Raw genomic sequence first — 25,364 nt, forward strand, 5'->3', positions numbered from 1 at the left:
AGTGGCATCACTGGCCCTTGCGCATGGCATCATCATGGTGCCATGATGGCGTCATGGAACTCCGCACCTACGTCGACGCGATCCGCCAGCAGCTCGCCGTGGCCGCCGCGGCCGGCGGCGACGACGCCCGGGACCTGGCCGAGCGGCTCACCGCGCCGCTCGAGTCCGCGGTCCGGCTCGCCCTGCTGGACGCGCTCTCCGAGGCGGCCACGGAGATCACGCGTGATCTCGCCCCCGGCTCGGTCGACCTGCGGCTGCGCGACCGGGAGCCCAGCTTCGTGGTGACGCCACCGCCGGCCGAGCAGTACGCCGACGAGGCGGCGGCAGCGGCGGCCCCGCCGAACCCGCTGCCGACGCCCGCCGAGGGCGAGGACGAGGCGACCGTGCGGATCAGCCTGCGCCTGCCGGAGCACCTCAAGGCGCGCGTCGAGCAGGCCGCCGCCCGCGCCGGCGTCTCGATCAACACCTGGCTGATCCGGGCCGCGGCCGCCGCCGTCGACACCGACAACCAGCAGCACCGTCCCGACGCCCCCCGCCGGTCCGGCATCGCCACCGGCGGCCAGCGCTTCACCGGCTGGGTGCGCTAGCCCCACCGACATCCCGAAAGGGGAGCAACATGCCATCCTTCGACACCCCCACCCCGATCACCGCGTCGGTCGAACTCGTCGCCGGCGACGTACGGATCGTCGCCGCCGCGCGCACCGACACCGTCGTCCAGGTGCGCCCGGCCGACGGCGCCGAGGAGCGCGACGTGCGCGCCGCCGCGCAGACCCGGGTGGAATACGCCGCCGGCCGCCTCGTGATCCGCGGGACCAAGCAGCCCGGCTTCGGCGTCTTCGGCAGGACCGGTTCGGTCGAGGTGACCATCGAGCTGCCGGCCGGCTCCAGCGTGGAAGGCAAGCTGGGCGCCGGCACGGTCACCTGTTCCGGCGAGCTGGCCGACTGCCGGCTCAAGACCGGCGCCGGGGACCTGCAGGTCGAGGACGCCGGGACGCTCACCCTGCACACCGGCTTCGGCGCGGCCATCGCGCAGAACGTGGCCGGCAACGCCGACGTCACCACCGGCTCCGGCAAGGTCAGCCTCCGCACCGTCGGCGGGCACGCCGTGCTGAAGAACGGCAACGGCGAGACGTGGATCGGCGACGCGCGTGGCGAGCTGCGGATCAACGCCGCGAACGGCGACGTCTCCGCTGAGCACGCGGCCGGCTCCGTGGCGGCGACCACCGCCAACGGCAGCATCCGCATCGGTGAGCTGGTGCGCGGCCACGCGAGCCTGCGCACCGCGGCGGGGCGGATCGAGATCGGCATCCGGCGCGGCACGGCCGCCCGGCTCGACCTGCACACCCAGTTCGGCAAGGTGCGCAACGGCCTGGACGCCGCCGCCGGACCCGCCGACAGCGACGAGAAGGCCGAGGTGCGGGCCCGCACCGCGTTCGGCGACATCCTGATCCACCGCGCCTGACACCCCGCGGCGGCCCGCCTCCCGCCTTGGCAGGCGGGCCGCCGCGTAGGTTGCGTCAGCCGACCCGGCCGCACCACTCCTCGACGCAGCCGACCTCGAACGCCTTGAGGATCGTCTCGGTCACCTCGCTGCCGTCGAGGGCCACCGCCCGAGTCCGGAGCGCGACCCGGCCCTGCTCCAGCGCCGGGAGCCGCACCGACCAGTGGTCCCCGTCTGCCGCCACCGCGGCGGCGAGCCAGCTCCGGCCGCCGTCGACGGAGTACTCGACGGCGACCTCCCGCACCGGCCCGCCGGTGGCGCCGGCCTGCCGGGCGACGGACACCTCGAAGCTGATCGGCTTACCGACCGCGACCTCCTCCAACCCGTTGAGCGGCAGGTCGTACCGGAGGTCCAGCAACTCCTCGGCCCGCGGCCGGTTGCCGGTCGTGTGCCCGGAGCGGAACCGCCACTCGTCGGTGACCGTGTCGGACATCGGCCAGTTGCTGCCCAGCTCCGGGCCGCCGTCGCGGTGCGCGGTGACCGTCAACCGGTACCAGCCGTCGCCCGGCGGCAGCCGGAACTCGCCCCGACCGGGCACGTCGTTGGCCCCGACGGCGGTGCCGTCGTCCCTGGTCAGCACGGTGCTGCCGGCGTCCATGCCGGGGATCCACTCGGCGCGGTGCCCGGCCGCGTCGGAGAACATCGGCAGCGCGATCGTCAGGTCGTCGCCGGAGCGGGCCACCTGCGGCACCCCGGTCGGGCCGGGCACGGCAAGCGACGGGTTGAACGGCGCCTTCAGCCAGCCGTCGGCGTAGCTGCGCCCCGCCCGGTACACCGTCGGCCCGGCGTACTGGGCCCCCACCACTTGGTCCTCGCCGCTGAGGATGTGGAAGGTCGCCGTGGTCCACGGCACGTCCGGGGTCAGGAAGACGTCGGCCTCGGCGGGTGTCCGGGTGACCGTGTGCTGCTGGAGCCAGACCAGGCCGTCGTGCTCGATCCAGCCGTACAGTGCCTTGATGTCGTTCGGGTAGCCCGGCGCCCAGTGCGTGGTCCGGAGTTTGGCCAGGTCGGCGGACCGGTCCGTCCACCGCACGCCGGCCGGCACCCGGCCGTCGACCTGGTGGAAGGTCAGGTAGTGGTAGGCGCTCGCCCGGGTCCCGGTCACCCGCAGCGTCAGCGGACCGGCGGCCAGCAGGGCCCGCAGCCGCTTGGTGTTGGGGGTGTCGACGCTGAGGATCGGGTCGGTGGGCTGGGAGCCCTGGATGTAGCCGCTGATGATGATCAGCCCCGCCTTGGCCGCCTTGAGGGCCTGGTAGCGGGCGGTCCGCTCGGCCGCGGGCGCGGTCCAGCCGGGCTCGAAGAGGACCAGCTTGCCGGCGAGGTCCCGGCCGGTGAGGTCGGCGCCGTCGCCCACGTCGACGACCGTGCCGGTGACGTCGCCGTACCAACCGGCGAAGTAGTACGGCCGAATCGTGACGTCGATCGGGGTGCCGGTCGAGGTGTCCCGGGCGGTGATCCAGTCCTGCTGGAAGCTGCCCGCGCCGAAGAAGGTGAGGCCGGGCATCTCGGCGCTGCCGACCGCGTACACGGAGTGGGCGGCGGCGTTCAGCGGCGCGACCAGGCCGGTGGTGCCGGCGTCGCCGCCGGCGACGCGGGACACCAGCCCGGTGCCGGCGTACTCGCTGGAGACCGCGTCGTCGCGGTCGACCGCCAGGGTCACCGGTTTCGCGGCGCCGACGTCGATGGTCTGCTCGCGGTCGGCGTCCAGCCGCACCTCGTACGCGTAGTGCACGGCGGCCGAGGCGACCTCGGTGGTGCCGCTGAGCTGCTGCTCCCAGACGACCCCGAAGATCCGGTACGAGCCGTCGGCGAGCACCAGCTTCCGGGTCCTGCCCGGGCCGACGGAGGTCCGCACGGCGGCACCGGTGCCGGTTTCCTGGACCACGACGGTGGCCAGGGAGTTGTCCACCCCGGGGCGGTTGGGGCCGCCGACGAGGGTGAGGGTGTGGGTGGCCGGCTTGACCGTGAGGGCGTACGGGGTGCGGATGCTCTGCCCGGTGCCGGCGGCGGTGACGACGCCACTGTAGACGCCGCTGCCCGGCGCGGCGGCCGGGGTCACGGTGAGATCGACGGTGGCGCTGCCGTGCGCCGGGACGGTCACGTGCGTCCGGTCGAGGGCGGCGAGGGCAGCCGGCGCCCGGGTGCCGCCGGGGCCGGTGGTGTCGGCCCGGACCTGCAGTTGGACGGCGCGGTCGGAGCTGTTGGCGTATGTGATCCGACGCACGGTCGGCTCGGTGCCGGCGACCGGCTGGGCGGCCTGCACGGTGGGCAGCACGGCCGGCTCCGCGGTGACCTGCTGGGCGAGGGCGGCGGGCACGTCGACCAGCCCCGCGCCGACGTCGAAGACGCCCGCCTGCTTGACCGGCCCGGCCGAGGCGACGAGGGCCGCCTTCAGTTGCTCGCCGGTCCAGTCCGGGTGCGCCTGCTTGAGGATCGCGGCGGCGCCGGCGACGTGCGGCGTCGCCATCGAGGTGCCGGAGAGCCGGGCGTACGCGCTGCTGACCGCCTGCTGGCTGAGCGTGCCGGCGGCGCGGGCGGCGACGATGTCGCTGCCCGGGGCGGCGATCTCCGGCTTGACCGCGTCGTCGCCGACCCGGGGACCGCGCGAGGAGAACGCGGACATCGTGGACTGTTTGGTGACCGACCCGACGGTCAGCGCCGCGTCGGCGGCGCCGGGTGCGCCGACGGTGTACGCGGCGCCCTCGTTGCCGGCGGCGACCACGAAGAGGCTGTCCGACTGCGCGGAGAGCCGGTTCACGGCGGCGGAGAGCACATCGGTGCCGTCGGTGGCGGTGCTGCCGAGGCTCATGCTGACCACGTCGGCGCCCTGCGCGACGGCCCAGTCCATGCCGGCCAGGATCCAGTCGAAGTAGCCGCTGCCGCCGTCGTCGAGGACCTTGCCCTCGATCAGCGACACGTCGGGGGCGACGCCGGTGAACCGGCCCGCGGAGGCGGCGCCGGAGCCGGCGATGGTCGAGGAGACGTGGGTGCCGTGGCCGTTGCCGTCCTGCACGCCCGGCGCCCAGGTGAAGTTCTTCGCCTCGGTGACCCGGCCCGCCAGGTCGGGGTGCCCGGTGTCGTAGCCGGTGTCGAGCACCGCCACCGTGACGCCCTTGCCGGTCAGCCCGGCCCGCCACGCCTCGGGCGCGCCGATCTGCGGGACGCTCACGTCGAGCGTCGCCCGTACCTTGCCGTTGAGCCAGAGCCGCCCGGCCGCGGCGGTCGCGGTTCGGGCCGTCCCGGCGCCGCTGCCGGTGAGCCGCTGCCAGGCGGTCGCCGCCCGGTCCTTCTGCACCTGCAGCGCGGTGAGCCCGAGCCCGGGCAGCGAGCGGGTGAGTTTGGTGCCGTCGGGGGTGGACCGCAGGGCGGCGCCGCCCAGGCCGTCGGCGGCCGCGCCGGGCCCGGCCGCGAGGACCGGCACCACGGCGCTGTGCCGGTCGTCGTAGCCGAGCGCGACCAGGCCGGTGACGTCGAAGAGCGCTTCGTCCACCGCGCCCTCGTCGACCAGTTCCTGGGCGTCGGTCGGCAGCACGTACTCGTGGCCGTTGAGGCGGTAGCGGGTGAAGCCGACGTGTTCCCGCTCCGGTGCCGGGACCACGCCGGTCACCTGGACGTTCGCGCCACCGCCGGTGACGGCGACCCGGTCGCCGGTGACCAGGGTGACGGTGGAGGAGCCCGGGCCGGCGGCGGCGCCGGTGGCGGCCAGGGCGCCGGCCCTCGGGCCGGCGGGTGTCGGATCGGTGCCGGCCAGGGCCGGCGGGGATGCGGCGGCGACCACGGCTGCGGCCACCAGCGCGGTGACCAGGCGGCCGGGTGGCCGGAGTGAGGGGCGAGAATTGATCATGCCCGGGACTCTTGCACCGTCGTCCACAGCGGACCACAGGTCGTGGCTGGCGGTTACCGGTCACGACGGTGATCCGCCATTCGCCGTGGTCCATGGGTTGCCCGGGCGGCCGTCGCCCGGCCCTGGTCGTCGCCCGCCCTGGCGCCGGGTCAGGTGTCGCGTGCCACCAGCCGGCCCATCCGCACCGCGGTGAAGACGGCGGCGGCCAGCGCGACGTCGGAGAGCAGCATGAGGCCGATCGCGTAGGAGCCCTGCGATCCGTAGACCCAGCCCATCACCAGCGGCGGGACGAAGCCGCCGAGGCCACCGGCGGCGCCCACCAGGCCGGTGACGGCACCCACCTGGTCGGCCGGGGCGACCTTGCCGACCAGCGCGAACACCGCACCGCTGGCCGCGCCGAGCAGGACCGCCATGCCGAGCAGCGCGACCGTCGCCACCGGCACCAGGGTGGGCTGGAACGCCTGGACCACCGCGAACGCGGCGACCCCACCGAAGCACCACACCAGCACCGGCACCGGGTGCAGCCGGTCGGAGAGCCAGCCACCCAGCGGCCGGGCGGCCACCGCGAGGACCACGAAGCCGGCGGTACGCAACGCGCCGTCGGCGGCGTCGAGACCGTAGGCGGTGCGCAGGTAGGCGGGCAGGTACACGCTGAACGCCACGAAACCGCCGAAGCCCACCGCGTACAGGAAACAGAGCTGCCAGGTGACGGTCAGCCGGCCGACCGCGCGGAGCCGTCGCCACGCCGAGCCGGTCGGCCGGGCCCGCTGCGGCGCGTCGCGCAGCAGCAGGACCGACAGCACCGCGTATCCGGCCAGGATCGCGGCGACGAGCAGGAACGGCGCCCGGGGGCCGTAGGCGTCGGCGAGCCGGACGGTGGTGAAGTTGGCGATCGCGGTGCCGCCCATGCCGACGCCGAACACACCGATGGCGAAGCCCCGCCGGGCCGGCGGGTACCAGCCGGACACCAGGGGCACGCCGACGGCGAAGGCGGTGCCGCCGATGCCGAGGAAGAAGCCGGTGATGATCAGCGCGGGGTAGCTGGAGACCACGCTCAGGGTCAGCACCGGCCCGATGGTGGCGACCGTGACCAGCGGGAACACCACGCGCGCCCCGTACCGGTCGGTGAGCGCGCCGACCGGGATGCGTCCCAGCGAGCCGACCACCACCGGCACGGCCACCAGCAGGGACTGGGCGGCGAAGCTGAGGTCGAGGCGCTCCTTGATGCCCGGGCCGAGCGGGCCCAGCAGCGCCCACGCCCAGAAGTTGACCAGGAACCCGAGGGTCGCCAGGGCCAGCTGCACGGTGGCGCCGGACCGGGCCGGTCCGGGCGGGCCGGCGTCGGCGCTGCCGGGCGCGGGCGTGCTGCCGGGCGCCGGGCTGTCGCGGGCGGTGCTCATCGCTGCTCTCCGGGGGGCGTCGTCGTGCGGGTCAGCGGCGGGTGCGGCGGCGGTCGCCGCTCGGGGCGGGCAGCTGGGGCGGGCCCTCCCAGCCGGGCCGGGCCGGCCGCAGCCCGGGCCGGTCGTCGCGGCTGCGGTAGACGACGTACGGGCGGGTGGCGTAGCCGACCGGGGCGCTGAACGCGTGCACGAGCCGGGTGAACGGCCAGAACGCGAAGAGCGCGAAGGCGGCCACGACGTGGATCTGGAAGCCGACCGGCACGCCGGCCATGACCTCCGGGTCGGGGCTGAGGTAGAACAGCGACCGGAACCACGGGGACACCGTCTCCCGGTAGTCGTAGCCGTCGCCGACCACGTTGGCCCGCACCGTGGCCAGCAGCCCCAGCACGATCACCCCGGCGAGCACCACGTACATCGCCTTGTCGTTGCGGGTGGTGGCGGCGAAGACCGGCCCGGTCAGCCGCCGGCGGACGATCAGGATGGCCAGTCCGATCAGCGTGCAGAGGCCGGCCACCGTGCCGATGAACACGGCCATCAGGTGGTACGTGTGCTCGGTGACGCCGACCGCCTCGGTCCAGGACTTCGGCACCACCAGGCCGCCGACGTGGCCGACCAGCACCATCAGCACGCCGAAGTGGAACAGCGGGCTGCCCCAGCGCAGGATGTTGCTCTCGTAGAGCTGCGACGAGCGGGTGGTCCAGCCGAACTTGTCGTACCGGTGCCGCCAGATCAGGCCGCCGACCAGCACGGCCAGCGCCAGGTACGGGTACACGACCCAGAGCAGGATGTTCATCGGCGGCCTCCCGAGGTGTCCACGAGTCCGAACGGTTCCAGGCCGACCTGCTCCGCCGGTGGTCCGGTGCGGGCCAGCCGGGCCGCGGCGGCCAGGTCCGCGGGCTGGGCCGGCGGCAGCATCTCGCGTACCGCGGCCACCGCGTGCCGGTAGACCGACCGCTCCCGGCCCAGCGCCTCGACCAGCAGGTCCAGGCCGACCCGGTGGTCCCGGAGCAGCCGCCACCCGCCGTCGTCGGCGGCGGCCAGGTCGAGCACCGCCGGCAGGAAGTCGGGCAGCTCACCGTCGACGACGGCCAGCCCGGCCCGCCGGTACGCGCCGGAGAAGCCGACCAGCGCCTCGCCGCGGCGGCGGGTGTCGCCGCAGGTGTAGTACGTCAGGTGCAGGCAGCAGCGGCGGCGGAAGTCGAACAGCTCCACATACCCGGCCCGCAGCTCGCCCGCGGTGCCCGCCGCCCGGTGGGCGACCACCTCGTGCAGCGGCCCGGCCACCGGGGCCGGTACGCCGTCGAGGGCGGCGCGCACGGTGGGCAGCGCGGCGAGCACCTCGTCGTCGGGATAGCGCAGCAGCAGGGACGCCGCGCGGGCGGCCACCCGCCGCCAGGTCGGCTGGCTCACCGGTCACCTCCGTCGGTGCGCTCGGACTCGGGATGGCGGGGCGGGAAGAGCCCTCGGGGGGTGCCCTTGCCGTCCCAGTTGAGCAGGTTGACCCGGCGCGGCTCGTCGCCCGGGTCGGTGAAGCCGTCGGCGGTCTGCCGGTCGCGCAGCATGTGGAAGGTCTCCACCTGCACCGGCACCGGTGTGCCGGAGGACTCCCCGAAGGGTCCCTGGCCGTACGGGCCGCCGCCGCCCATGCCGGGGCCGCCCTCGTAGTCGAGGCTGCACTCGGTGGCGACCTTCTCCAGCCGGTGGGCGTCCTCGGCGTGCGCGGCGGGGATGACGTAGCGCTGCTCGTACTTGGCGATGGCGAGCAGCCGGTACATCTCGTCCATCTCGGCGCCGGTCATCCCGACGGCGGCGGCGATGGACTCGTCGCGGGTCTCACCCAGGTTGATCCGGCGCTGGTAGGCGCGCATCGCGGCGAGCCGGTTCAACACCGCGCGCACCGGCTCGGGGTCGCCGGCGGTGAACAGCTCGGCGAGGTACTCCACCGGGATGCGCAGCGCGTCGATGGCGCCGAACAGGTTGCCGGCCTGCTCCGCGTCGTGGCCGGTGTCCCGCAGCACGTCCGCCACCGGCGACAGCGGCGGGATGTACCAGACCATCGGCATGGTCCGGTACTCCGGGTGCAGGGGCAGCGCCACCTCGTACCGCATGACCAGGTCCCAGACCGGCGAGCGCTGGGCCGCGTCGATCCAGTCGTCGGGGATGCCGGCCTCCCGGGCGGCGGCGACCACCCCGGGGTCGTGCGGGTCGAGGAAGACCGACCGCTGGGCGTCGTAGAGGTCGTGCTCGTCCTCGACCGCGGCGGCCTCGGCGACCCGGTCGGCGTCGTAGAGCATCAGCCCCAGGTAGCGCAGCCGGCCGACGCAGGTCTCCGAGCAGATGGTCGGCTGGCCGATCTCGATGCGCGGGAAGCAGAAGGTGCACTTCTCCGCCTTGCCGGTGCGGTGATTGAAGTACACCTTCTTGTACGGGCAGCCGGTCACGCACATCCGCCAGCCCCGGCAGCGGTCCTGGTCGACCAGCACGATGCCGTCCTCGGCCCGCTTGTAGATCGCGCCCGAGGGGCAGGAGGCGGCGCAGGACGGGTTGAGGCAGTGCTCGCAGATGCGCGGCAGGAAGAACATGAACGTCTTCTCGAACTCCTGCTTCACCTGGTCGGACACCTTGGCCAGCACCGGGTCGCCGGCGGCGATCTCGTTGCCGCCGGCCAGCGAGTCGTCCCAGTTGGCGCTCCAGGAGATCTTCGTGTCCTTGCCGGTGAGCAGGGACTTCGGCCGGGCCACCGGGGTGTCGTCGCCGGCCGGGGCGGTGAGCAGGTGCTCGTAGTCGTAGGTCCAGGGCTCGTAGTAGTCCTGCATGGACGGCAGCTTCGGGTTGGCGAAGATGCTGAACAGCTTCTTCACCCGGCCGCCGGCGCGCGGCTTGAGCCGGCCGGAGCGGGTCCGGGTCCAGCCGCCCTGCCACCGCTGCTGGTCCTCGTAGGTGCGCGGGTAGCCCTGCCCGGGCCGGGTCTCCACGTTGTTGAACCAGACGTACTCGACGCCGGACCGGTTCGTCCACGCCTGCTTGCAGGTGACCGAGCAGGTGTGGCACCCGATGCACTTGTCGAGGTTCATCACCATCGCCATCTGCGCCATGACCCGCATCAGTACTGCACCTCCTGGGAGCGGCGGCGGATCACGGTGACCTCGTCGCGCTGGTTGCCGGTCGGACCGAGGTAGTTGAAGGCGAAGGAGAGCTGGGCGTACCCGCCGATCAGGTGGGTGGGCTTGACCAGCAGCCGGGTCAGCGAGTTGTGGATGCCGCCGCGCCGGCCGTTGACCTCCGCCTTCGGCACGTCGATCACCCGCTCCTGGGCGTGGTACATGTACACGGTGCCCTCGGGCATCTTGTGCGTCACCACCGCCCGGCAGACCACCACGCCGTTGCGGTTGACCGCCTCGATCCACTCGTTGTCCCGTACGCCGATCTTCGCGGCGTCGGCCTCGCTCATCCACATCGTCGGCCCGCCCCGGGACAGCGTCAGCATGATCAGGTTGTCCTGGTACTCGGAGTGGATGGACCACTTCGAGTGCGGGGTGAGGTACCGGACGGTGATCTCCAGCTCCCCGTTGGCGCCCAACCGAGGCTCGCCGAAGAGCTTGTGCATGTCCAGCGGCGGCCGGAAGATCGGCAACGCCTCGCCGGCCTCGTGCATCCAGTCGTGGTCGAGGAAGAAGTGCTGCCGGCCGGTCAGCGTGTGCCACGGCTTGAGCCGCTCGGTGTTGATGGTGAACGGCGAGTACCGCCGCCCACCGTGCTCGCTGCCCGACCACTCCGGACTGGTGATCACCGGCACCGGGCGGGACTGGGTGTCGGCGAAGGTGATCTGCTTGCCCTCGTGCTCGGCGGCCAGGTCGGCCAGGCGTACCCCGGTGCGCTTCTCCACGTCGTGGAACCCGGCGGTGGCCACCCGGCCGTTGGTGGTGCCGGAGAGCGCGAGGATCGCCTCGCAGGCGTGCACGTCGGTGGCGAGCGACGGCCGCCCGTCGGCCACGCCGCCGCGCACCGCGCCGTTCTTGTGCCGCAGGTAGTCCACCTCCGGCCGGACGTCCACCGACACGCCCTTGCCGGTGGTGCCGAGGGAGTCCAGCAGCGGCCCGAGGGCGGCCATCTGGTCGGCCACCGCGGCGTAGTCGCGCTCGACCACCAGCAGTTTCGGCATGGTGCGGCCCGGCACCGGCGCCGTACCCTCGGCCGCCCAGTCGTGGACCCGCCCGTACGGGGTGGCCATCGCGTCCGGCGTGTCGTGCAGCAGCGGCGCCGCGACCAGGTCCCGGCGTACGCCCAGGTGGGTCGCCGCCAGCGCGGAGAACGCCTGGGCGATGCCGTGGAAGGCCTGGAAGTCGGTCCGGGTCTGCCACGGCGGGTTGATCGCCGGGGTGAACGCGTGCACGAACGGGTGCATGTCGGTGCTGCTCAGGTCGTGCTTCTCGTACCAGGTGGCGGCCGGCAGCACGATGTCGGAGAACAGGGTCGTGGAGGTCATCCGGAAGTCCAGCGACACCAGCAGGTCCAGCTTGCCCTCGGGCGCCTCGTCCCGCCAGGTCACGTCCTTCGGGCGCAGCTCGGCGGGCGCCTCCGTCGCGCGCAGGTTGGCGTCGGTGCCGAGCAGGTGGCGCAGGAAGTACTCGTTGCCCTTGGCCGACGAGCCGAGCAGGTTGGCCCGCCACACGGTGAGCACCCGGGGCCAGTTCTCCGGCGCGTCCGGGTCGGTGCAGGCGAACCGCACCGCGCCCGCGCCGACCTGCTCGGCGACCCAGCCGCCCGGGTCGTCGGGCCGGGCCGCGAGGGCCTCGTCGGCCAGGTCCAGGGGGCTGCGGTCGAAGGTGGGTGCCGACGGCATCCAGCCCGACCGGGCGGACTGGGCCAGCAGGTCCATGGTGTGCTTGCCGGCGAACGCGCCGGTGCCGGTCGGCGAGGCCACCACGTCGGCGGAGTAGGTGTCGTAGCGCCACTGGTCGGTGTGCACGTACCAGAACGCGGTGCCGATCATCTGCCGGGGCGGGCGCACCCAGTCCAGCCCGAACGCGAGCTGCTGCCAGCCGGTCACCGGCCGGCACTTCTCCTGCCCGACGTAGTGCGCCCAGCCGCCGCCGTTGACCCCCTGACAGCCGGTGAGCGTGACCAGCGCCAGGATCGCCCGGTAGGTCGCGTCGGAGTGGAACCAGTGGTTGGTGCCCGCGCCGAGCAGGATCATCGACCGGCCGCCGGAGCGCTCGGCGTTGTCGGCGAACTCCCGGGCCACCCGGGCCACCTGCGCGGCCGGCACCCCGGTGATCGGCTCCTGCCACGCCGGCGTGTACGGCGCCGCGACGTCGTCGTAGCCGGCCGGCCACTGCCCGGGCAGCCCGTCGCGGGCCACCCCGTACTGGGCCAGCAGCAGGTCGAACACGCTGGTCACGAGCTGGCCGGCCACCGTCCGGGTGGGCACGCCGCGGCGCAGCACCTGCGGGGTGTCGGTGTCGAAGCGGGGCAGCTCCACCTCCACCGGGTCGCCGGCGCCGAGGCAGGTCAGCGCCGGCTCCAGCGCACCGAGGTCGAGGTTCCACTGGCCCGGCTGCTCGCCCCAGCGGTGCCCGAGGCTGCCGCGCGGCACGGCCGGCGCGCCGGCCGCCGAGTCCCACAGCACCGTCTTGAACGCCGCCTCCGTCCCGGTCTCGCCGAGCTCCGCGGCGGTGAGGAACTTCCCCGGCCGGTACGCGCCGTCGGCGCCCGGCTCCAGGGTGACCAGGAACGGCAGGTCGGTGAAGCGGCGCACGTAGTCCACGAACCGCGGGGTGCGCCGGTCGACGAAGAACTCCTTGAGGACCACGTGCCCCATCGCCATGGCGAGCGCGCCGTCGGTGCCGGGCTGGGCGGGCATCCACTCGTCGGCGAACTTCACGTTGTCGGCGAAGTCGGGGCTGACCACCACCACCTTCTGACCCCGGTAGCGCGCCTCGGCCATCCAGTGCGCGTCCGGCGTACGGGTCACCGGGACGTTGGAACCCCACATGACGAAGTACGACGCGTCCCACCAGTCCCCGGACTCGGGCACGTCGGTCTGGTCGCCGAACACCTGCGGGGAGGCCACCGGCAGGTCGGCGTACCAGTCGTAGAAGGAGAGCATCGAGCCGCCGAGCAGCGACACGAAACGCGCGCCGACGGCGTGCGACACCATCGACATCGCCGGGATGGGGGAGAAGCCGGCGATCCGGTCCGGGCCGTGCTCGGCGATCGTGTGCACGTGGGCCGCGGCGATCATCTCCTGCGCCTCGTCCCAGCCGATCCGCACCAGGCCGCCCTTGCCGCGCGCCTTCTGGTAGCGGCGGCGGCGCTCCGGGTCGGCCTGGATGTCGGCCCAGGCCGCGACCGGGTCACCGAGCCGCCGCTTCGCCTCCCGGTACAGCTCCACCAGCACCCCCCGGGCGTACGGGTAGCGCACCCGGGTGGGGGAGTAGGTGTACCAGGAGAAGGCGGCGCCCCGGGGGCAGCCGCGCGGCTCGTACTCCGGCCGGTCCGGCCCGACGCTCGGGTAGTCGGTCTGCTGCTGCTCCCAGGTGATGATGCCGTCCTTGACGTACACCTTCCAGGAGCACGAGCCGGTGCAGTTGACCCCGTGCGTGGAGCGCACCACCTTGTCGTAGGACCAGCGGTCGCGGTAGAAGGCGTCCGCCTCCCGCCCGCCGATCTGGTGCAGCGTCCGGCCGTCGGCGGAGACCTCCGCGCGGCGGACCAGTCCGCCCACCGCCAGCAGCGCCCGTCCCGCACTCTCGGTCGCTCGCGACATACGCCTCATTCCCTCGATAACTTCTGCCGTAGTGCCCCACCCTCGTGGCAGGCGTGCCGGAGCGCAACACCGAACCGCCCCGTCGCGACGATCCTGACCGGAGACCACCTGCCGGGACCCGGGCCGAAAGTCCCGAGATCACCGCCGGCACCGACCGGCGAGCGGGGCGGCCGGCACCCGCTCGTCGTCCGGCCCGTGCTGGCTCCCCTCGCCGCGAGGGCTCCCGGCCACCGTTCAGTGGAGCAGTCCGGTCACCGCTCCGGAGCGCGAAGCCGAGCCCGACAATCGCTACTCAGACTGTTCGACAACGTCCTGCGCGTCGTCCTGGCCCGGTCGGTAGCGGCACGCACCGTCGGCGGCAGATCAGGACGCCGGCCCGGTGACTCGACCAAGATGGTGGTGTGAAGGCGATCTACCCAGACAACGGTGATGGCGACCGGCCGGCTGACTCGGAGGCTGTGCCCGGCCTACGTGCCGACGTCGAAGGCGCCTCTGACGTCGCATCGCTCACGCTCGAGGTCGACGGAGAGGTGTTCGCCTGCCGCCCGAACGAGTTCGGCGGCACCGACTACACGTGGATCAGCGGGCCGAACCCCGGCTACGGATTCGGGGTGAGTCCGACCCCGAACCCGTCGCTCGACGATCACGTGGAGAACATCCGTGGCTTCCTGGGCGTCGTTGACCCCGCCACGGGATATATCGAAGCCGAATGAGCATTGCGGCGTTCGCGGTCTGCTAAGCCCTGGAGTCGACGGCCTTCGACCTCTCGAGCTGCGGATGCCTGACAAGTGCCTACCCGCACCGCCGCTCCGCGGGTCGGGTCGCGGGGCCTGGCATAACGCCGCCAGTGGATCTGGGAGGCACCGCTTCCCAGCCGGTGCTACAGCCCTTTCCGTTCGGGATGCATCCCGGCGACCATCTCATGGCCCGGCATGCGGACGCAGTGCGACCCTGGCTCGGCGCGCTGCGCCTGTCAATACCCGTGGATGAAGTCTTCAACGTGATGGTTGGTTCTGTTGGTAGGTCCACATCTCGGCCATGAGACCGTCGACGAGGCGGATCAACCAGATGAGGTGGCCGGGCGAGTTGGTGCGGTGTGGCGGCTGGCCGACGGAGCCGATGACGGCGACGAGGTCGTTGTTGCTCAGGATGGTGTCGACGGTGAAGTGCAGGTCCGGGCGGGCGGCCCGGGTGGTCTGCACGGCGTGCTTGACGGCGCTGGGCCCGGTGATCTCGGGGTGGGCGTGGTCGACCCAGTCGGGGTGCAGGATCTGGTCAGCGATCGCGGTGTCGCCGGTGTTCCACATGTCGAAGTAGCGCGTGACGATGGTGCCGGCTGGTCCGTTAGTCATCGGCGTGACCCCGTATCTGATGCTGATGGCGTTGACTGGTTGATCATGCCGCGTTGACGTCGGTCGTGTGGGGGTGGGTGGGTGGACGTTCGACGAAGCTTGCCGCATTCGGGCGTGGTGCGTTGACTGCCCGCCACCGTTGGTGGGTGGCTTCGATCAGCTTGAATGCCGTCGCGGGCCGCCGCCTTCGAACCGGGCCGTTTGGTGACCTTGATTCGGTGCCGGGCCGTGGCGAACGTCGACTCGATCGGGTTTCGTGGTGCGCAGATGCACCCAGTGCTCGGCCGTCGTTCTTCCAACTCCAGGCCGTCCGCTGATCCGCGCGGGCACCCACTACCGGGTGCCAACCCCGCCGATCCTCACCGCGCTACACCTCACCCACAACGCCCCCACCGAGGAAGACGCCGACCCCGACACCGTGAGCCTGCCACCGCCTCAGCCACGCCAACCGGCCGCGCCCGAGCATCGATGACATCGCCCAGAGCACTGTGGCCGCTCTCGTGAGACGCACGGGCGGTTGGCTGGCAGGCGGGTCGGCCGCTGGGATTGGGGTATGTCGGGCTGGGCTTCGACTGCCGTCCCGCCAGGGCGCTCTAATTCTGCAAGATGGAGGAGCGGCCCGTCTTCCATGAGTCCCCGGGCCGCCCCGCCACCCATCCGCTCAGAGGCTCTGGCCAGCCTTCACAGAGTCGACGAAGGTCGACCACTCCTGCGCATCAACCCTGATCGTGACCTCCGGCCGCTGGGAGTTCCGCAGCACCCGGCCTCCGTCGGGTGTGACGGCAACCTCGAGACAGTTCGGGCCAGAGTTATCGCATCGGTTCGGGCGAATCCACTGCATACGGATTTCTCCTTCGGTCGGTTGGACGGCACGTATAGGCCGGCACCACAACAGATGGTCGGCCATCCCGTTCAAGCGACAGAGCCGAGTAAGGCGTCACAAGGAGGGCCGCAACCCCTGGTGAGAAGCGTGGTTAGCTACCTGGCGGCGTCACCCTGGCCCTGCATCGCCGCACCGCATCCAATAGGCTCTCGCGACAGAGCGGCCGTTCCCCCGTGACGGCCGCTCCTTCACCCCTCCCGCCCTGGACCTCCCGCTTACAAGCCCTGTGCGTCCCGTCCGCACGCGTCCGGCAACGGCTGCACGCTCGCAGCTTCGTCCTGCCCGCGCTCGTCAGCGTGCTGCCGTCCGGCGACGTTGCTGTCGACAGCCGTTCCGCCGGCGCGCCAGGCCGACCCCGTTGGCGGAGCCTGGTCGGCGTTGTCGGCCAAGTCGCGGCGAGGGCGCTGAGGTTACGCGGAGTTGACCAGCCAGGTCCGGCCGTCGATGAGTTCCCGGACCGCGTCCAGGTGGCCGGCGTGGCAGGCGGTCTCGCTGATCATGTGCAGGAGCACCTCCCGCACGCTGTCCAGCCGCCAGTCGCCGAACTGGTCCGGCGGCCACCAGGCCGGCCCGGCGTCCAGCGGGGTGGCGGCGATGACGGCGTTGGCGTGGTCGATCTCCTGCCGGTAGCGGTCCAGCACCACGGCGGCCGGGACGTCGGGGTCGACCTGCCAGGCGTTGGCGGTCCGGCTCAGCGTGGCGATGATCTCCGACTCGCCGTGGACGACGCAGCGGAACCAGAACCGCTCGTCGTTCTCGGTGAGGTGACGCACCAGGCCGAGGCAGGACCACCCCGACGGCAGTACCGGCCGGCGGAGGGCGCCCTCGTCGAGGCCCTCCAGGATGCCCAGCACGTGCCGGCGTTGACCGTCCAGGTGCTTGATGAGCAGTTCGTTCTCCGCCGGCATGGCTGGTCGTGACACAGGATCCTCCTCATCTCGCGGTGACGCGCCGTCCATCGCGCGTCTGCCGCTGGGTCGACTCGATACAGCTGACGATCGGCGGCGCCGGTTCCGGACAGCCGGCGCGGAAGCTGTTGGGCGGCGCACCTGCTCGGCCGGGCACTGCGCGAAAGCGTGGACACGGTGCGACACCTGCCGTTCGCCGGCACGGTTGCGCTGGAGTTGGCGAACCGGCCGGGCACCGTCGGAGAGGACGCGCGGAAGTTGGCTCTCGCGATCGGAGTGCGCGGGTAGCCCTCCCTCGGGCACGAACTGTCCCCGCCGCCACCCCCGGCCACGGGGCAGCGGTACCAGGCGCGCGAGCAGGCAGCGGCGCAGCGGCGGCTGCTCGACCAGGCTGAGCGGTTGCGCGGGGACCGGTGGCACCGCGGGCCGACGCAGACCGTGCCGACGGCTCCGGCGGGGAGCAACCGGCCTGCCCGCCACCGCTTCCCAATCAGCCGTGACCACTGGCCGGCGGGGGAGGAGCGGTGAACCAGGAGCAGCAGATCCTTGGCGTGTGTCGGCGTACAGGTTCAAGTGCACAGGCGCGTACGGCTGAATGTGCAGAGATCGCCGTACCCACCCGAATCCGAGAAGATCAGCCAGGCCATCGACGTTCATCAAGTGCGATCACTGACCGTGCCCTACTCGGTCCAGTGGGCGTGGAGTGCGTCCTCGCGGACAGGCTCGCCTGATCCGCCCGGGTGCCGTGAGCGTGCTGCAGCAAATCGGGACCAAGCCGACCCGCACCGCAGCCGCGCAGCGGCGAGGAGCGGAAGCGGCGCGGTAGAGCCTTTCTGGGCCATGCGACTGCAGCGGGTAGGCACTGCGTGCGCCGCGGTCGCGATCTTGAGTAGCAACCTCTGCAAGATCAGCTGTACGCAGCTCTGCACTCCAACGAGTACCCCGACAGCGTGCATCGGTGAGGTCTCGACGGCATGTGCGTCGGGTGGGCGAGGCTCATCCCGTACCCGTGTTGGCAGGTGGAGTGGGCGACCAGCCAGCAGGCGCGGGCGAGCTGCGGTGGCCGCGCCGTGCCGCGCACGGTCCGGCGCAGCTCGGTGCGCACGGCAGGGTCGCCAGCGCTACCGCCGCGAGTACGCGACGTGTTGGCCGTCGGGTTTTCGTGTGGCGACCGTCCCATTCACTTTTACTAACGATGGTAGTAAAAACTAGTGGACTAGTTTTTAAGCGCCCCCAGAGAGGGTGTCATGTTGAGAAAGCAGCTTCTGACGATGGCGGTGGCCTTCGCAACCGCCCTCGCGGTCCCCGTCTGGCTCGCCCCGGCCGGGGCATCGGTCCCGGCCGGGACCACCGACGCCCACGACGCCCACGATGCCCACGGCAGCGCGACCACGTCGCCCTCGACGTCGGAATCGGACCACGGCGCAGCGGTGGACTGGAAGACCATGGACGAGCAGATGGCCAAGCGGGACAAGTCGTTCCCGGCCGCCACCAAGGGCGAAGGTGGCAAGGACCTCGCGCCCACCGTGCTCGCCGACGGGACCAAGGAGTTCCACCTCACCGCCGCGCCGACGAAGTGGGAGGTCGAGCCGGGCAAGATTGTCGACGCCTTCGCATTCAACGGAACGGTACCGGGCCCGACGATCCACGTGAACGTCGGCGACAAGGTCAAGATCGTGGTCGAGAACCACCTCCCCGAGTCGACCAGCGTGCACTGGCACGGCATCCAGCTGCCCAACAACATGGATGGCGTGCCCGACGTGACCCAGGACCCGATCCAACCGGGCAAGAGCTTCACGTACACCTGGGACGCGACGCGCCCGATGGTCACCTGGTACCACTCGCACCACAACGGCACCAAGCAGGTGACCAGCGGTCTGTACGGCGGCATCGAGGTGGGTGACATCCCGACGCCGAACAACATCAAGCCGAGCCAGGTCGTGCTGATGCAGGTGCAGGACGCCGGCACCGTCGGCATGACGATCAACGGGAAGTCGTTCCCCGCCACCAAGCCGATCGATGCGCACCTCGGCGACTGGGTCGAGATCACGTACATCAACGTCGGCACCATGGAGCACCCGATGCACCTGCACGGGGTGGACCAACTGGTGATCGCCAAGGACGGGTTCCCGTTGCCCGCGCCGTACACGGCCGACACCGTCCCGGTGTCGCCCGGCGAGCGCTACACCGTCCTGGTGCACGCCAACGCCAAGGGCGCCTGGGCGTTCCACTGCCACATCTTCCCGCACTCCGAAGGATCGCAGGGGATGTTCGGCCTGTTCACCTTGATGCGCATCTCCTGACCGGGCAGGGACCCTCGCTCGGAGACCAGCTTCCACCATCCCCGCTGTGGCATGTCATGCGACTTGGAGGTTCCTGCCGTGCCCCTCAACTCATCAAGTCCCCCGGTACCAAACTTCCCGGACCCACCGTCTTCGAACCCGACCGGTCGCAGCAGGGCCGCGGCATGGCTCGGCGACCTGTTCCCGATGCTCACCAGCGGTGTCGCGCTGGGCCTACTCATCGGATTCGTCTTTGTCGGGCTCGCGCAGCCGCACAGCGCCCTGGACCTGTCCGCCTCGGGAGCGATGTCCGCCGCGACCGCGGGCGAGTCCGCCCCGGGCGTCGGCAAGAAGCTCAGCTTCGACATCGAACTGGGCGACATGTACGTCAAGCCCGCCTCGATCAGCGTGCCGCGCGGGGCCGATGTGACGGTCAACGTCACCAACAAGGGCAATCAGCAGCACACCCTCTCGCTGGAGGGCGTGGACACCCCGTTGCTCGACCCGGGCAAGTCATCGACCGTCCACTGGGGCGTGATCAGCAAGTCGACCCAGGCGTGGTGCCTGGTGTCGGGCCACAAGGACGCCGGCATGCTGCTGGCGATCAATGTCGAGGGTGAGCAGGCGCAGGCCGCGACGGGCGGCGCCGCGGACACCGCCGGTGGGGGCAACGACGCGACGATCGACGCCAGCGCCAAGCCGTCCGCCGACTGGAAGCCGGTCGACCCGACGCTCCAGCCCGTCGAGGGCGGCACGACGCACAACGTCACGCTGCACGTCCAGGAGAAGACCATGGAGGTCGCGCCGGGCGTCAAGCAGGTCCGGTGGACGTACAACGGCACCGCTCCCGGGCCGGTCCTGCACGGCAAGGTCGGCGACGTGTTCAACGTCCGCCTCGTCAACGACGGCACGATGGAGCACTCCATCGACTTCCATGCCTCGAAGGTGGCGCCCAACATCCAGATGCGGACGATCAAGCCCGGCGAGTCGCTGGACTACCAGTTCAAGGCCCAGTTCGCCGGCATCTTCACCTACCACTGCGGGGCCGACCCGATGATCTACCACATGGGCAACGGCATGTACGGCGCCGTGGTCGTCGACCCGCCGAACCTCCCCAAGGTGGACAAAGAGATCGTTCTCGTCCAGTCCGAGTTGAACCTCGGACCGCTGGGCCAGCCCGGTGACCTGAAGAAGATGATGGCGGGCACGGACGACGCGGTCGTCTTCAACGGGTACTACAACCAGTACGCCTTCGCCCCGATCAAGGTCGCTCCCGGTGCGCGCGTCCGGGTATGGCTCGACAACGCCGGCCCCAACCAGAACATGGCCTTCCATGTCGTCGGCACGATCTTCGACACGGTGTGGAAGGAAGGCGCGTACCGGTTGCAGCCCGGCAACGCGGAGCAAGGCGGATCGCAGACCCTCGACCTGCTGCCCACCCAGGGTGGCTTCGTCGAGTTCACCCTGCCCGACGCGGGGACGTACCCATTCATCACGCACAAGATGATGAACATGTCCCGCGGCGCGCTCGGCATCTTCCAGGTAGGAGACAACAAGTGACCGCCACGACCGACGCCACCGTAACCACCGGCGCAACTTCTCCGGCCGCCCCGGCCGGCACGGTCTCGGCAGTGCGGAACACCGCGCTGCTTGCCATCGCCGCCGGCTGCTCCGTGCTGGCTGGCCTGATCCACTACGGCGTGGTACCGGAGCACCGGAGCGAGTGGGTCGGTTATGGGGTGTTCTTCACGCTGATCGGGGCGTTCCAGCTGATCTGGGCCGCCGCGGTCTGGACCGTCCGACGTCCGTGGCTGGTCAGCCTCGGTGTGGTGGTCAACGCCGCCGCGATCGCCCTGTGGGCGGTCAGCCGCACGGCCGGCCTTCCCTTCGGCCCGGAGACGGGCGAACCTGAGGCGGTTGGTGTCATCGACACGCTCTGCGTTCTCGCCGAGGGGGTGGCCCTCACCGTCGCGGTCGCGATGCTGTGGGGTGCGATCCGCCGACGGCCCAGCTGACCGACAGCACCGGGGGCCGCGGACCACCTCCGCGGCCCCCGGTGCTGTCGCCGCCCGTGTCGACCCATGGATCGCCCGAAGCCCGAAGGGCGGCCTGGCCTGGCCGCGCCGATGCCGGCGGGTCGCGGTGTGTCCTCCGCCACGTGATTTCTACTAGTAGATTCGGCTAAACTCGCTGTGTGCTAGGGCAGCCGTTGACTGACTCGGATCCGGCTACCGTGCTGGGTGCGAGCCGCAGTCGGGTTCTGGAGGTGCTGCGGGCGGCGGCCGAGCCGGTCGCGGTGCAGGATGTTGCGGAGCGTAGCGGGCTGCATCGGAACACCGCCCGCTTTCACCTGGACGGGCTGGTCGATGCGGGTCTTGCCGCGCGGGAGGCCGAGGACCGCAGCATGCCTGGTCGTCCCCGGATCGTGTATCGCGCGCTCGTCAGCCAGGTCCCGGCCGGGCAGCGCAACTATCGGCTGCTGGCCGAGATGTTGACCAGCGTCGTCGCCGACACGCTGCCCGAGCCTGACCGGGCCGCGGTGACAGCCGGCGAGGCATGGGGCCGCTATCTGGCAGACCGGCCGGCGCCGTCGCAGCGGATCGATGCGGCAGAGGCAGTGCGTCGCCTTTCCACCGTGCTGGCCGATGCCGGGTTCGCGCCCGGTGCGGCAGAGGGCGCGGCGGATCCGGTGATCCCGTTGCGGCACTGCCCGTTCCGTGAAATCGCCGAGCAACACCGTGAGGTGGTGTGCTCGTTGCACCTGGGCCTGATGCGAGGGGTGCTCGCGGAGATACGGGCGCCGTTGGCCGCCGACCGGCTGGAACCGTTTGTGCAACCATCCCTGTGCCTGGCTTATCTGGCTCGCGCCCCGCGCTTGCCGGTCGACCCGGCCGGCACGACCCTCTCACCGGTCACGAGCGGGCGAGCCAGCCGGCGACGGTCAGGCCGGGCCGGCCAGGTCGAAGGTGGTCAGGACGGTCACCCGGACGGCGGAGCCGGCCGCCCGGGCCCGCCTTGAGGACGAAGCGGGCAAGGTCGTCGGACCCGTCAGGCAGGATGACGGCATCAGGGCCGCCTGTCGCATCGGTGGCGCTGGCAGAGCGGCCGCCGGAGTGGGAGCTCAACGTGTTCGGGTCGAACATGGCGACGATCAGCCGCTACCGCGACGGTGCACTGCTGATCAACGGTATCGACGTCGCGCCGCTCGTCGAGGCCGAACTCAACCGGCGGCTTCCGGGCCGCGAGCTGAGGCATGCCGCGGATCCCGTTGGCCTGCGCACGGTGTGGGCGGCGCTCGAACGGGCGTGGGCGGCCGCGGTGGACCGGGTTCGAGCCATGCCCGAAGGCACCGTGTTGCGGTAGCCTTCACCCAGCAAGCGCCTTCCGTGACAGGAACATGGGACCTTCGACAAGTCCCATTTTTCCTGATCAGAAGGCGCTTCTTTGTTCCGTGCCCACCCTGTGGCCCGCCCTTGACGAAGGGCCGAGGCTAGTGGTCCGCGTATGGGTCGCAGAACTGCTCGTCGTCGACGCCGAGCCAGTACGTCTGCTGACGTTCGGGCCGTGCTGCCCGGTGCAGCCCAGTCGGTCCCCCGTGCGAGCTACCTGCGAATGTCCACCGCGCGGTGACTACTTTGGGCGGGTAAATCCATAGCGTTCGGGGTACCCCGCGACGCTTCCGCCGCGGCTTCTCAAAGGAGTCATCGTGCGTCTGGTATGGCAGCTCTTGGCGGTTGCGGCGGTCTGGGTCCTCGGCAATCTGGGCACGGCGGCGGTGAAGGACACCCCCTGGCTGGCGCTCGTCGTCGGCCTGCTGACGGCCGTCGTCGGGGTCCTGGTCTACGGCTGGGTGGTGCGGCGAACCGAGCACCGGGCCCCCCTCGAGGTGTCGCTGAAGGGAGCAGGTGCCGGGATCAGCTGGGGCACGCTGCTCGGCATTGCGCTGTTCGGGGCAGTTATCGCGAACATCGCCTTCTTCGGTGACTACACGATCAACGGCCTGGGCTCGCCGGCGAGCGCCGTCAGCCTGCTCGGGATCATGGCGGGTGCCGCTGTGGCCGAGGAACTGGTCTTCCGCGGTGTCCTGTTCCGCAACATCGAGCGCTGGACCGGAACCTGGATCGCGCTCGCGCTGACCGGCTCGCTGTTCGGCCTGATCCACCTGGCCAACGCGAACGCGACCCTGTTGGGTGCCGTCGCTATCGCCATCGAGGCAGGCGGGATGCTGACCGCCGCGTACATCGCCACCCGCAAGCTGTGGGTGCCGATCGGTCTGCACTTCGGCTGGAACATCGCCGCGAGCGCCATCTTCAGCACCGAGGTGTCCGGCAGCAACACCGCGCAGGGCCTGCTGGACGCGACGATCTCGGGTCCCGTGCTGGTCACGGGCGGCGACTTCGGACCGGAGGCCAGTATCTACGCGGTGGGGTTCGGCGTGCTGGCCACCGGCGTGTTCATGTGGCTCGCCTACCGGCGTGGTCACGTGGTCCCCGTCCGTCGCTCGGCCCGGGCGGACGTGGCCGCTAGGCTCTCCCGGTGATCGCTCTCCGGCGGGTCCTGGACCGGTGGCGGCAGCTCGATGTCACGGTCCGGGACCTGCCGCTCGCGTTGCTGCCGGCGGTCGCATCGATCGTGCCGGCGTTGCACGGGCTGGGGACGGAGGTCGGCGCGCTGCCGACCCGTCCCTTCGACGCGCTGGCCGTCGTGGCGATCGTCCTTCAGTGCTTCCCGCTCGCCGTTCGCCGGCGGTGGCCGGCCGCCTGCGTCGTCCTGGTGTTCCTCGGCTTCGCCCTCGACCAGCTCCGGGGTTACCACACGCTCGCGGGCGCCGGGCTCGCTATCGCGCTGCTGAGCGCGGGTGCCTACCTGGAACACCGTCGCCGCACGGTCGCGATCCTCCTCTCGGGTGCCTATGTGGTGCTGGCGCTCGCGATCGACCTGGTCGGCGGTGCCGAGCGGGCGGGCGGGTACCTGACGTTCTACCTGGCGCTGGTCCTCGTGTGGGCCGTCGGCTCCTGGCTGCGCTCCACCCGGGTCGCCGAGACCGAACGGCGCCTCCGGGTCGCCGAGGAGACCCGCACCGCGGAACGCACGCGGATCGCCCGCGAGCTGCACGACGTCGTGACGCACCACGTGACGGCGATGGTCGTGCAGACGGAGGCTGCCAGGTACCTGACAGGCGCCCCCGATCGTCTCGACGAGACACTGAATGCGGTCACCGACACGGGCCGGCGGGCGATCGGCGACCTCCGAAACCTCCTGGACCTGCTCGACCCGGGCCACGACGGCGCGGCCCGGGCACCGTTCCTCCGGGACCTGCACACGCTCGTCGAGCAGGCCCGTCAGGCCGGGCAGCCGGTAGAGCTCACCGAGGAGGGCACGCAGTCGGAATCCGCCGGGAGCGCCGAGCTGGTCGCCCACCGGGTGGTGCAGGAGTCCCTGACCAACGCCCTCAAGCACGCCCACGGCAGCCCGACGGCGGTCGGCGTGCGCTACGACGAACGGGAGATCACCGTGCAGATCAGCACTGCCGGGACCGGACCTGAGCAGGCCCTCGCCGGCGCCCGCCCGCGGTCTCCCGGCGGGAGCGGTCGGGGGCTCGTCGGGCTGCGGGGAAGGGTGGAAGCCCTGGGTGGCGAGTTCAGCGCGGACCGCGGGGCCGACGGCGGATTCGTCGTCCTGGCGCGCATCCCCACCGGGAGCCGGTCGTGAGTGCGATCCGGGTCCTGGTGTGCGACGACCAGGCGCTGATCCGCACCGGGTTCGCGACGATCATCGACGCCCAGCCCGACCTCGAGGTGGTCGGCGAGTGCGAGGACGGGCGGGCCGCCGTCGACCTCGCTGGGCGACTGAACCCGGACGTCGTGGTGATGGACGTCCGGATGCCGGTGCTCGACGGTATCGAGGCGACCCGCCTGCTGGCCGGCGCCGGGGTAGCGCGTCCCGTCAAGGTGCTCGTGGTGACCACGTTCAACCTGGACGAGTACGTCTACGAGGCGCTGCGCGCCGGGGCGAGCGGGTTCCTGCTCAAGGACGCCCCGGCGGCGCAGCTGCTGAACGGCATCCGCACGGTCGCCTCCGGGGCGGCGCTGCTGGCGCCCGAGGTGACCAGGCAGCTCGTCGGCAGGTACGCGACGCGGATCCGGCCCACCGAGGGCGCCCCCGGCGACACGGCGCTGACCCGGCGCGAGCTGGAGGTGCTGCGTCTGATCGCCGACGGCCTGTCGAACGGCGAGATCGCCGCGGCCCTGGTGATCAGCCAGGAGACGGTCAAGACGTACGTGTCGCGCCTCCTGGCCAAGCTCGGTCTGCGCGACCGCGTGCAGGCGGTGGTCTACGCCTACCGCAACGGGCTGGTGACCTGAGGGTGGCGCACGGCGACGCCCGTGCCCAGGCTGTGCACGGGCGTCGCCGTCAGCGTCAGC

General features: G+C 71.7%; 21 protein-coding genes and 3 pseudogenes. 14 read left to right on the top strand and 10 right to left on the bottom strand.

Features of this window, described 5'->3' with window-relative positions; translation table 11 throughout:
• Positions 1-53 precede the first annotated feature (53 nt).
• Entirely contained in the window at positions 54-587 is a 534-nt protein-coding gene (locus AB0I11_RS17045; protein ID WP_357320543.1) for a toxin-antitoxin system HicB family antitoxin, read from the top strand.
• Positions 588-616: 29 nt separating this feature from the next.
• On the top strand, positions 617-1,462 hold the full coding sequence (locus tag AB0I11_RS17050; protein WP_357320546.1) for a DUF4097 family beta strand repeat-containing protein: 846 nt from the start codon (positions 617-619) through the stop codon (positions 1,460-1,462).
• Between the two features lie 55 nt (positions 1,463-1,517).
• Here AB0I11_RS17050 and AB0I11_RS17055 read toward each other — a convergent pair whose 3' ends face one another.
• The 6 genes from AB0I11_RS17055 to AB0I11_RS17080 all read right to left on the bottom strand — a co-directional run bounded on the left by AB0I11_RS17055 (position 1,518) and on the right by AB0I11_RS17080 (position 13,514).
• A complete protein-coding gene (locus tag AB0I11_RS17055) occupies positions 1,518-5,345 on the bottom strand; it encodes a S8 family serine peptidase (RefSeq protein WP_357320549.1) in 3,828 nt (1,275 codons plus the stop codon).
• A 149-nt stretch (positions 5,346-5,494) separates the two neighbouring features.
• On the bottom strand, positions 5,495-6,745 hold the full coding sequence (locus tag AB0I11_RS17060; RefSeq protein ID WP_357320552.1) for an MFS transporter: 1,251 nt from the start codon (positions 6,743-6,745) through the stop codon (positions 5,495-5,497).
• 31 nt (positions 6,746-6,776) lie between these two features.
• Positions 6,777-7,538, bottom strand: coding sequence for a respiratory nitrate reductase subunit gamma (gene narI / locus AB0I11_RS17065; protein WP_357320555.1), 762 nt, complete (start codon positions 7,536-7,538; stop codon positions 6,777-6,779).
• The gene (narJ, locus tag AB0I11_RS17070; RefSeq protein WP_357320557.1) at positions 7,535-8,155 is read right to left on the bottom strand and encodes a nitrate reductase molybdenum cofactor assembly chaperone; all 621 of its coding nucleotides are present in this window, start codon (positions 8,153-8,155) and stop codon (positions 7,535-7,537) included. Before narJ ends, narI begins: the two co-directional genes overlap by 4 nt.
• The gene (narH, locus tag AB0I11_RS17075) at positions 8,152-9,849 is read right to left on the bottom strand and encodes a nitrate reductase subunit beta (RefSeq protein WP_357320560.1); all 1,698 of its coding nucleotides are present in this window, start codon (positions 9,847-9,849) and stop codon (positions 8,152-8,154) included. Before narH ends, narJ begins: the two co-directional genes overlap by 4 nt.
• Positions 9,849-13,514 (bottom strand): nitrate reductase subunit alpha, encoded by a 3,666-nt coding sequence (locus tag AB0I11_RS17080; protein ID WP_357320563.1) that lies wholly within the window; start codon positions 13,512-13,514, stop codon positions 9,849-9,851. The genes narH and AB0I11_RS17080 overlap by 1 nt, the downstream gene beginning before the upstream one ends.
• A 401-nt stretch (positions 13,515-13,915) precedes the next feature.
• On the opposite strand from AB0I11_RS17080, the gene AB0I11_RS17085 reads away from it, so the two are divergent.
• Entirely contained in the window at positions 13,916-14,227 is a 312-nt protein-coding gene (locus AB0I11_RS17085) for a hypothetical protein (RefSeq protein WP_357320566.1), read from the top strand.
• Between the two features lie 282 nt (positions 14,228-14,509).
• Here the strand turns inward: AB0I11_RS17085 and AB0I11_RS17090 are convergent, their stop codons facing one another.
• The 4 genes and pseudogenes from AB0I11_RS17090 to AB0I11_RS17105 form a co-directional block, all read right to left on the bottom strand.
• Positions 14,510-14,866: a nuclear transport factor 2 family protein gene (locus tag AB0I11_RS17090; protein ID WP_357320569.1), complete on the bottom strand. Its 357-nt coding sequence runs from the start codon at positions 14,864-14,866 to the stop codon at positions 14,510-14,512.
• Between the two features lie 115 nt (positions 14,867-14,981).
• Positions 14,982-15,151: pseudogene (locus tag AB0I11_RS17095) on the bottom strand (IS256 family transposase); the annotation flags it as partial.
• A 376-nt stretch (positions 15,152-15,527) separates the two neighbouring features.
• The gene (locus AB0I11_RS17100; RefSeq protein WP_357320572.1) at positions 15,528-15,773 is read right to left on the bottom strand and encodes a DUF397 domain-containing protein; all 246 of its coding nucleotides are present in this window, start codon (positions 15,771-15,773) and stop codon (positions 15,528-15,530) included.
• A 386-nt stretch (positions 15,774-16,159) separates the two neighbouring features.
• Positions 16,160-16,672, bottom strand: coding sequence for a DinB family protein (locus tag AB0I11_RS17105; RefSeq protein ID WP_357320575.1), 513 nt, complete (start codon positions 16,670-16,672; stop codon positions 16,160-16,162).
• 99 nt (positions 16,673-16,771) lie between these two features.
• Here AB0I11_RS17105 and AB0I11_RS17110 point away from each other — a divergent pair.
• The 11 genes and pseudogenes from AB0I11_RS17110 to AB0I11_RS17160 all read left to right on the top strand — a co-directional run.
• Positions 16,772-16,945 (top strand): annotated as a pseudogene (locus tag AB0I11_RS17110) (XRE family transcriptional regulator); the annotation flags it as partial.
• An 18-nt stretch (positions 16,946-16,963) separates the two neighbouring features.
• Positions 16,964-17,185, top strand: coding sequence for a hypothetical protein (locus tag AB0I11_RS17115; RefSeq protein ID WP_357320849.1), 222 nt, complete (start codon positions 16,964-16,966; stop codon positions 17,183-17,185).
• A gap of 434 nt (positions 17,186-17,619) precedes the next feature.
• Positions 17,620-17,850 (top strand): annotated as a pseudogene (locus tag AB0I11_RS17120) (hypothetical protein); the annotation flags it as partial.
• A 57-nt stretch (positions 17,851-17,907) separates the two neighbouring features.
• Positions 17,908-18,960, top strand: a complete 1,053-nt coding sequence (locus tag AB0I11_RS17125) for a copper oxidase (RefSeq protein WP_357320578.1) — start codon at positions 17,908-17,910, stop codon at positions 18,958-18,960.
• A gap of 186 nt (positions 18,961-19,146) precedes the next feature.
• Entirely contained in the window at positions 19,147-20,499 is a 1,353-nt protein-coding gene (locus tag AB0I11_RS17130) for a multicopper oxidase domain-containing protein (RefSeq protein WP_357320580.1), read from the top strand.
• Complete coding sequence (locus AB0I11_RS17135; protein WP_357320581.1) at positions 20,496-20,954, top strand: hypothetical protein; 459 nt, start codon at positions 20,496-20,498, stop codon at positions 20,952-20,954. Before AB0I11_RS17130 ends, AB0I11_RS17135 begins: the two co-directional genes overlap by 4 nt.
• 218 nt (positions 20,955-21,172) lie before the next feature.
• The gene (locus tag AB0I11_RS17140; RefSeq protein WP_357320583.1) at positions 21,173-21,958 is read left to right on the top strand and encodes a helix-turn-helix domain-containing protein; all 786 of its coding nucleotides are present in this window, start codon (positions 21,173-21,175) and stop codon (positions 21,956-21,958) included.
• Positions 21,959-22,026: 68 nt separating this feature from the next.
• Positions 22,027-22,302 carry a hypothetical protein gene (locus AB0I11_RS17145; RefSeq protein WP_357320585.1) on the top strand — a complete coding sequence of 92 codons (276 nt, stop codon included), beginning with the start codon at positions 22,027-22,029 and terminating at the stop codon, positions 22,300-22,302.
• A 343-nt stretch (positions 22,303-22,645) separates the two neighbouring features.
• A complete protein-coding gene (locus AB0I11_RS17150; RefSeq protein WP_357320587.1) occupies positions 22,646-23,479 on the top strand; it encodes a type II CAAX endopeptidase family protein in 834 nt (277 codons plus the stop codon).
• Complete coding sequence (locus AB0I11_RS17155) at positions 23,476-24,651, top strand: histidine kinase (RefSeq protein ID WP_357320589.1); 1,176 nt, start codon at positions 23,476-23,478, stop codon at positions 24,649-24,651. The genes AB0I11_RS17150 and AB0I11_RS17155 overlap by 4 nt, the downstream gene beginning before the upstream one ends.
• A complete protein-coding gene (locus AB0I11_RS17160; protein WP_357320592.1) occupies positions 24,648-25,304 on the top strand; it encodes a response regulator transcription factor in 657 nt (218 codons plus the stop codon). Before AB0I11_RS17155 ends, AB0I11_RS17160 begins: the two co-directional genes overlap by 4 nt.
• The last annotated feature ends 60 nt before the right edge of the window (positions 25,305-25,364 follow it).

Origin of the sequence: Micromonospora sp. NPDC050495, assembly GCF_040655175.1 — a bacterium.
GTDB lineage: Bacteria > Actinomycetota > Actinomycetes > Mycobacteriales > Micromonosporaceae > Micromonospora.

Excerpts from the sequence above, each read along its gene's own strand:
- AB0I11_RS17080 (WP_357320563.1), bottom strand. The coding sequence starts at position 13,514 with ATGTCGCGAGCGACCGAGAGTGCGGGACGGGCGCTGCTGGCGGTGGGC.
- AB0I11_RS17045 (WP_357320543.1), top strand. The coding sequence starts at position 54 with ATGGAACTCCGCACCTACGTCGACGCGATCCGCCAGCAGCTCGCCGTG.
- AB0I11_RS17050 (WP_357320546.1), top strand. The coding sequence starts at position 617 with ATGCCATCCTTCGACACCCCCACCCCGATCACCGCGTCGGTCGAACTC.
- narI (WP_357320555.1), bottom strand. The coding sequence starts at position 7,538 with ATGAACATCCTGCTCTGGGTCGTGTACCCGTACCTGGCGCTGGCCGTG.
- AB0I11_RS17060 (WP_357320552.1), bottom strand. The coding sequence starts at position 6,745 with ATGAGCACCGCCCGCGACAGCCCGGCGCCCGGCAGCACGCCCGCGCCC.
- AB0I11_RS17130 (WP_357320580.1), top strand. The coding sequence starts at position 19,147 with ATGCTCACCAGCGGTGTCGCGCTGGGCCTACTCATCGGATTCGTCTTT.
- AB0I11_RS17100 (WP_357320572.1), bottom strand. The coding sequence starts at position 15,773 with ATGGCCGACCATCTGTTGTGGTGCCGGCCTATACGTGCCGTCCAACCG.
- AB0I11_RS17090 (WP_357320569.1), bottom strand. The coding sequence starts at position 14,866 with ATGACTAACGGACCAGCCGGCACCATCGTCACGCGCTACTTCGACATG.
- narH (WP_357320560.1), bottom strand. The coding sequence starts at position 9,849 with ATGCGGGTCATGGCGCAGATGGCGATGGTGATGAACCTCGACAAGTGC.
- AB0I11_RS17055 (WP_357320549.1), bottom strand. The coding sequence starts at position 5,345 with ATGATCAATTCTCGCCCCTCACTCCGGCCACCCGGCCGCCTGGTCACC.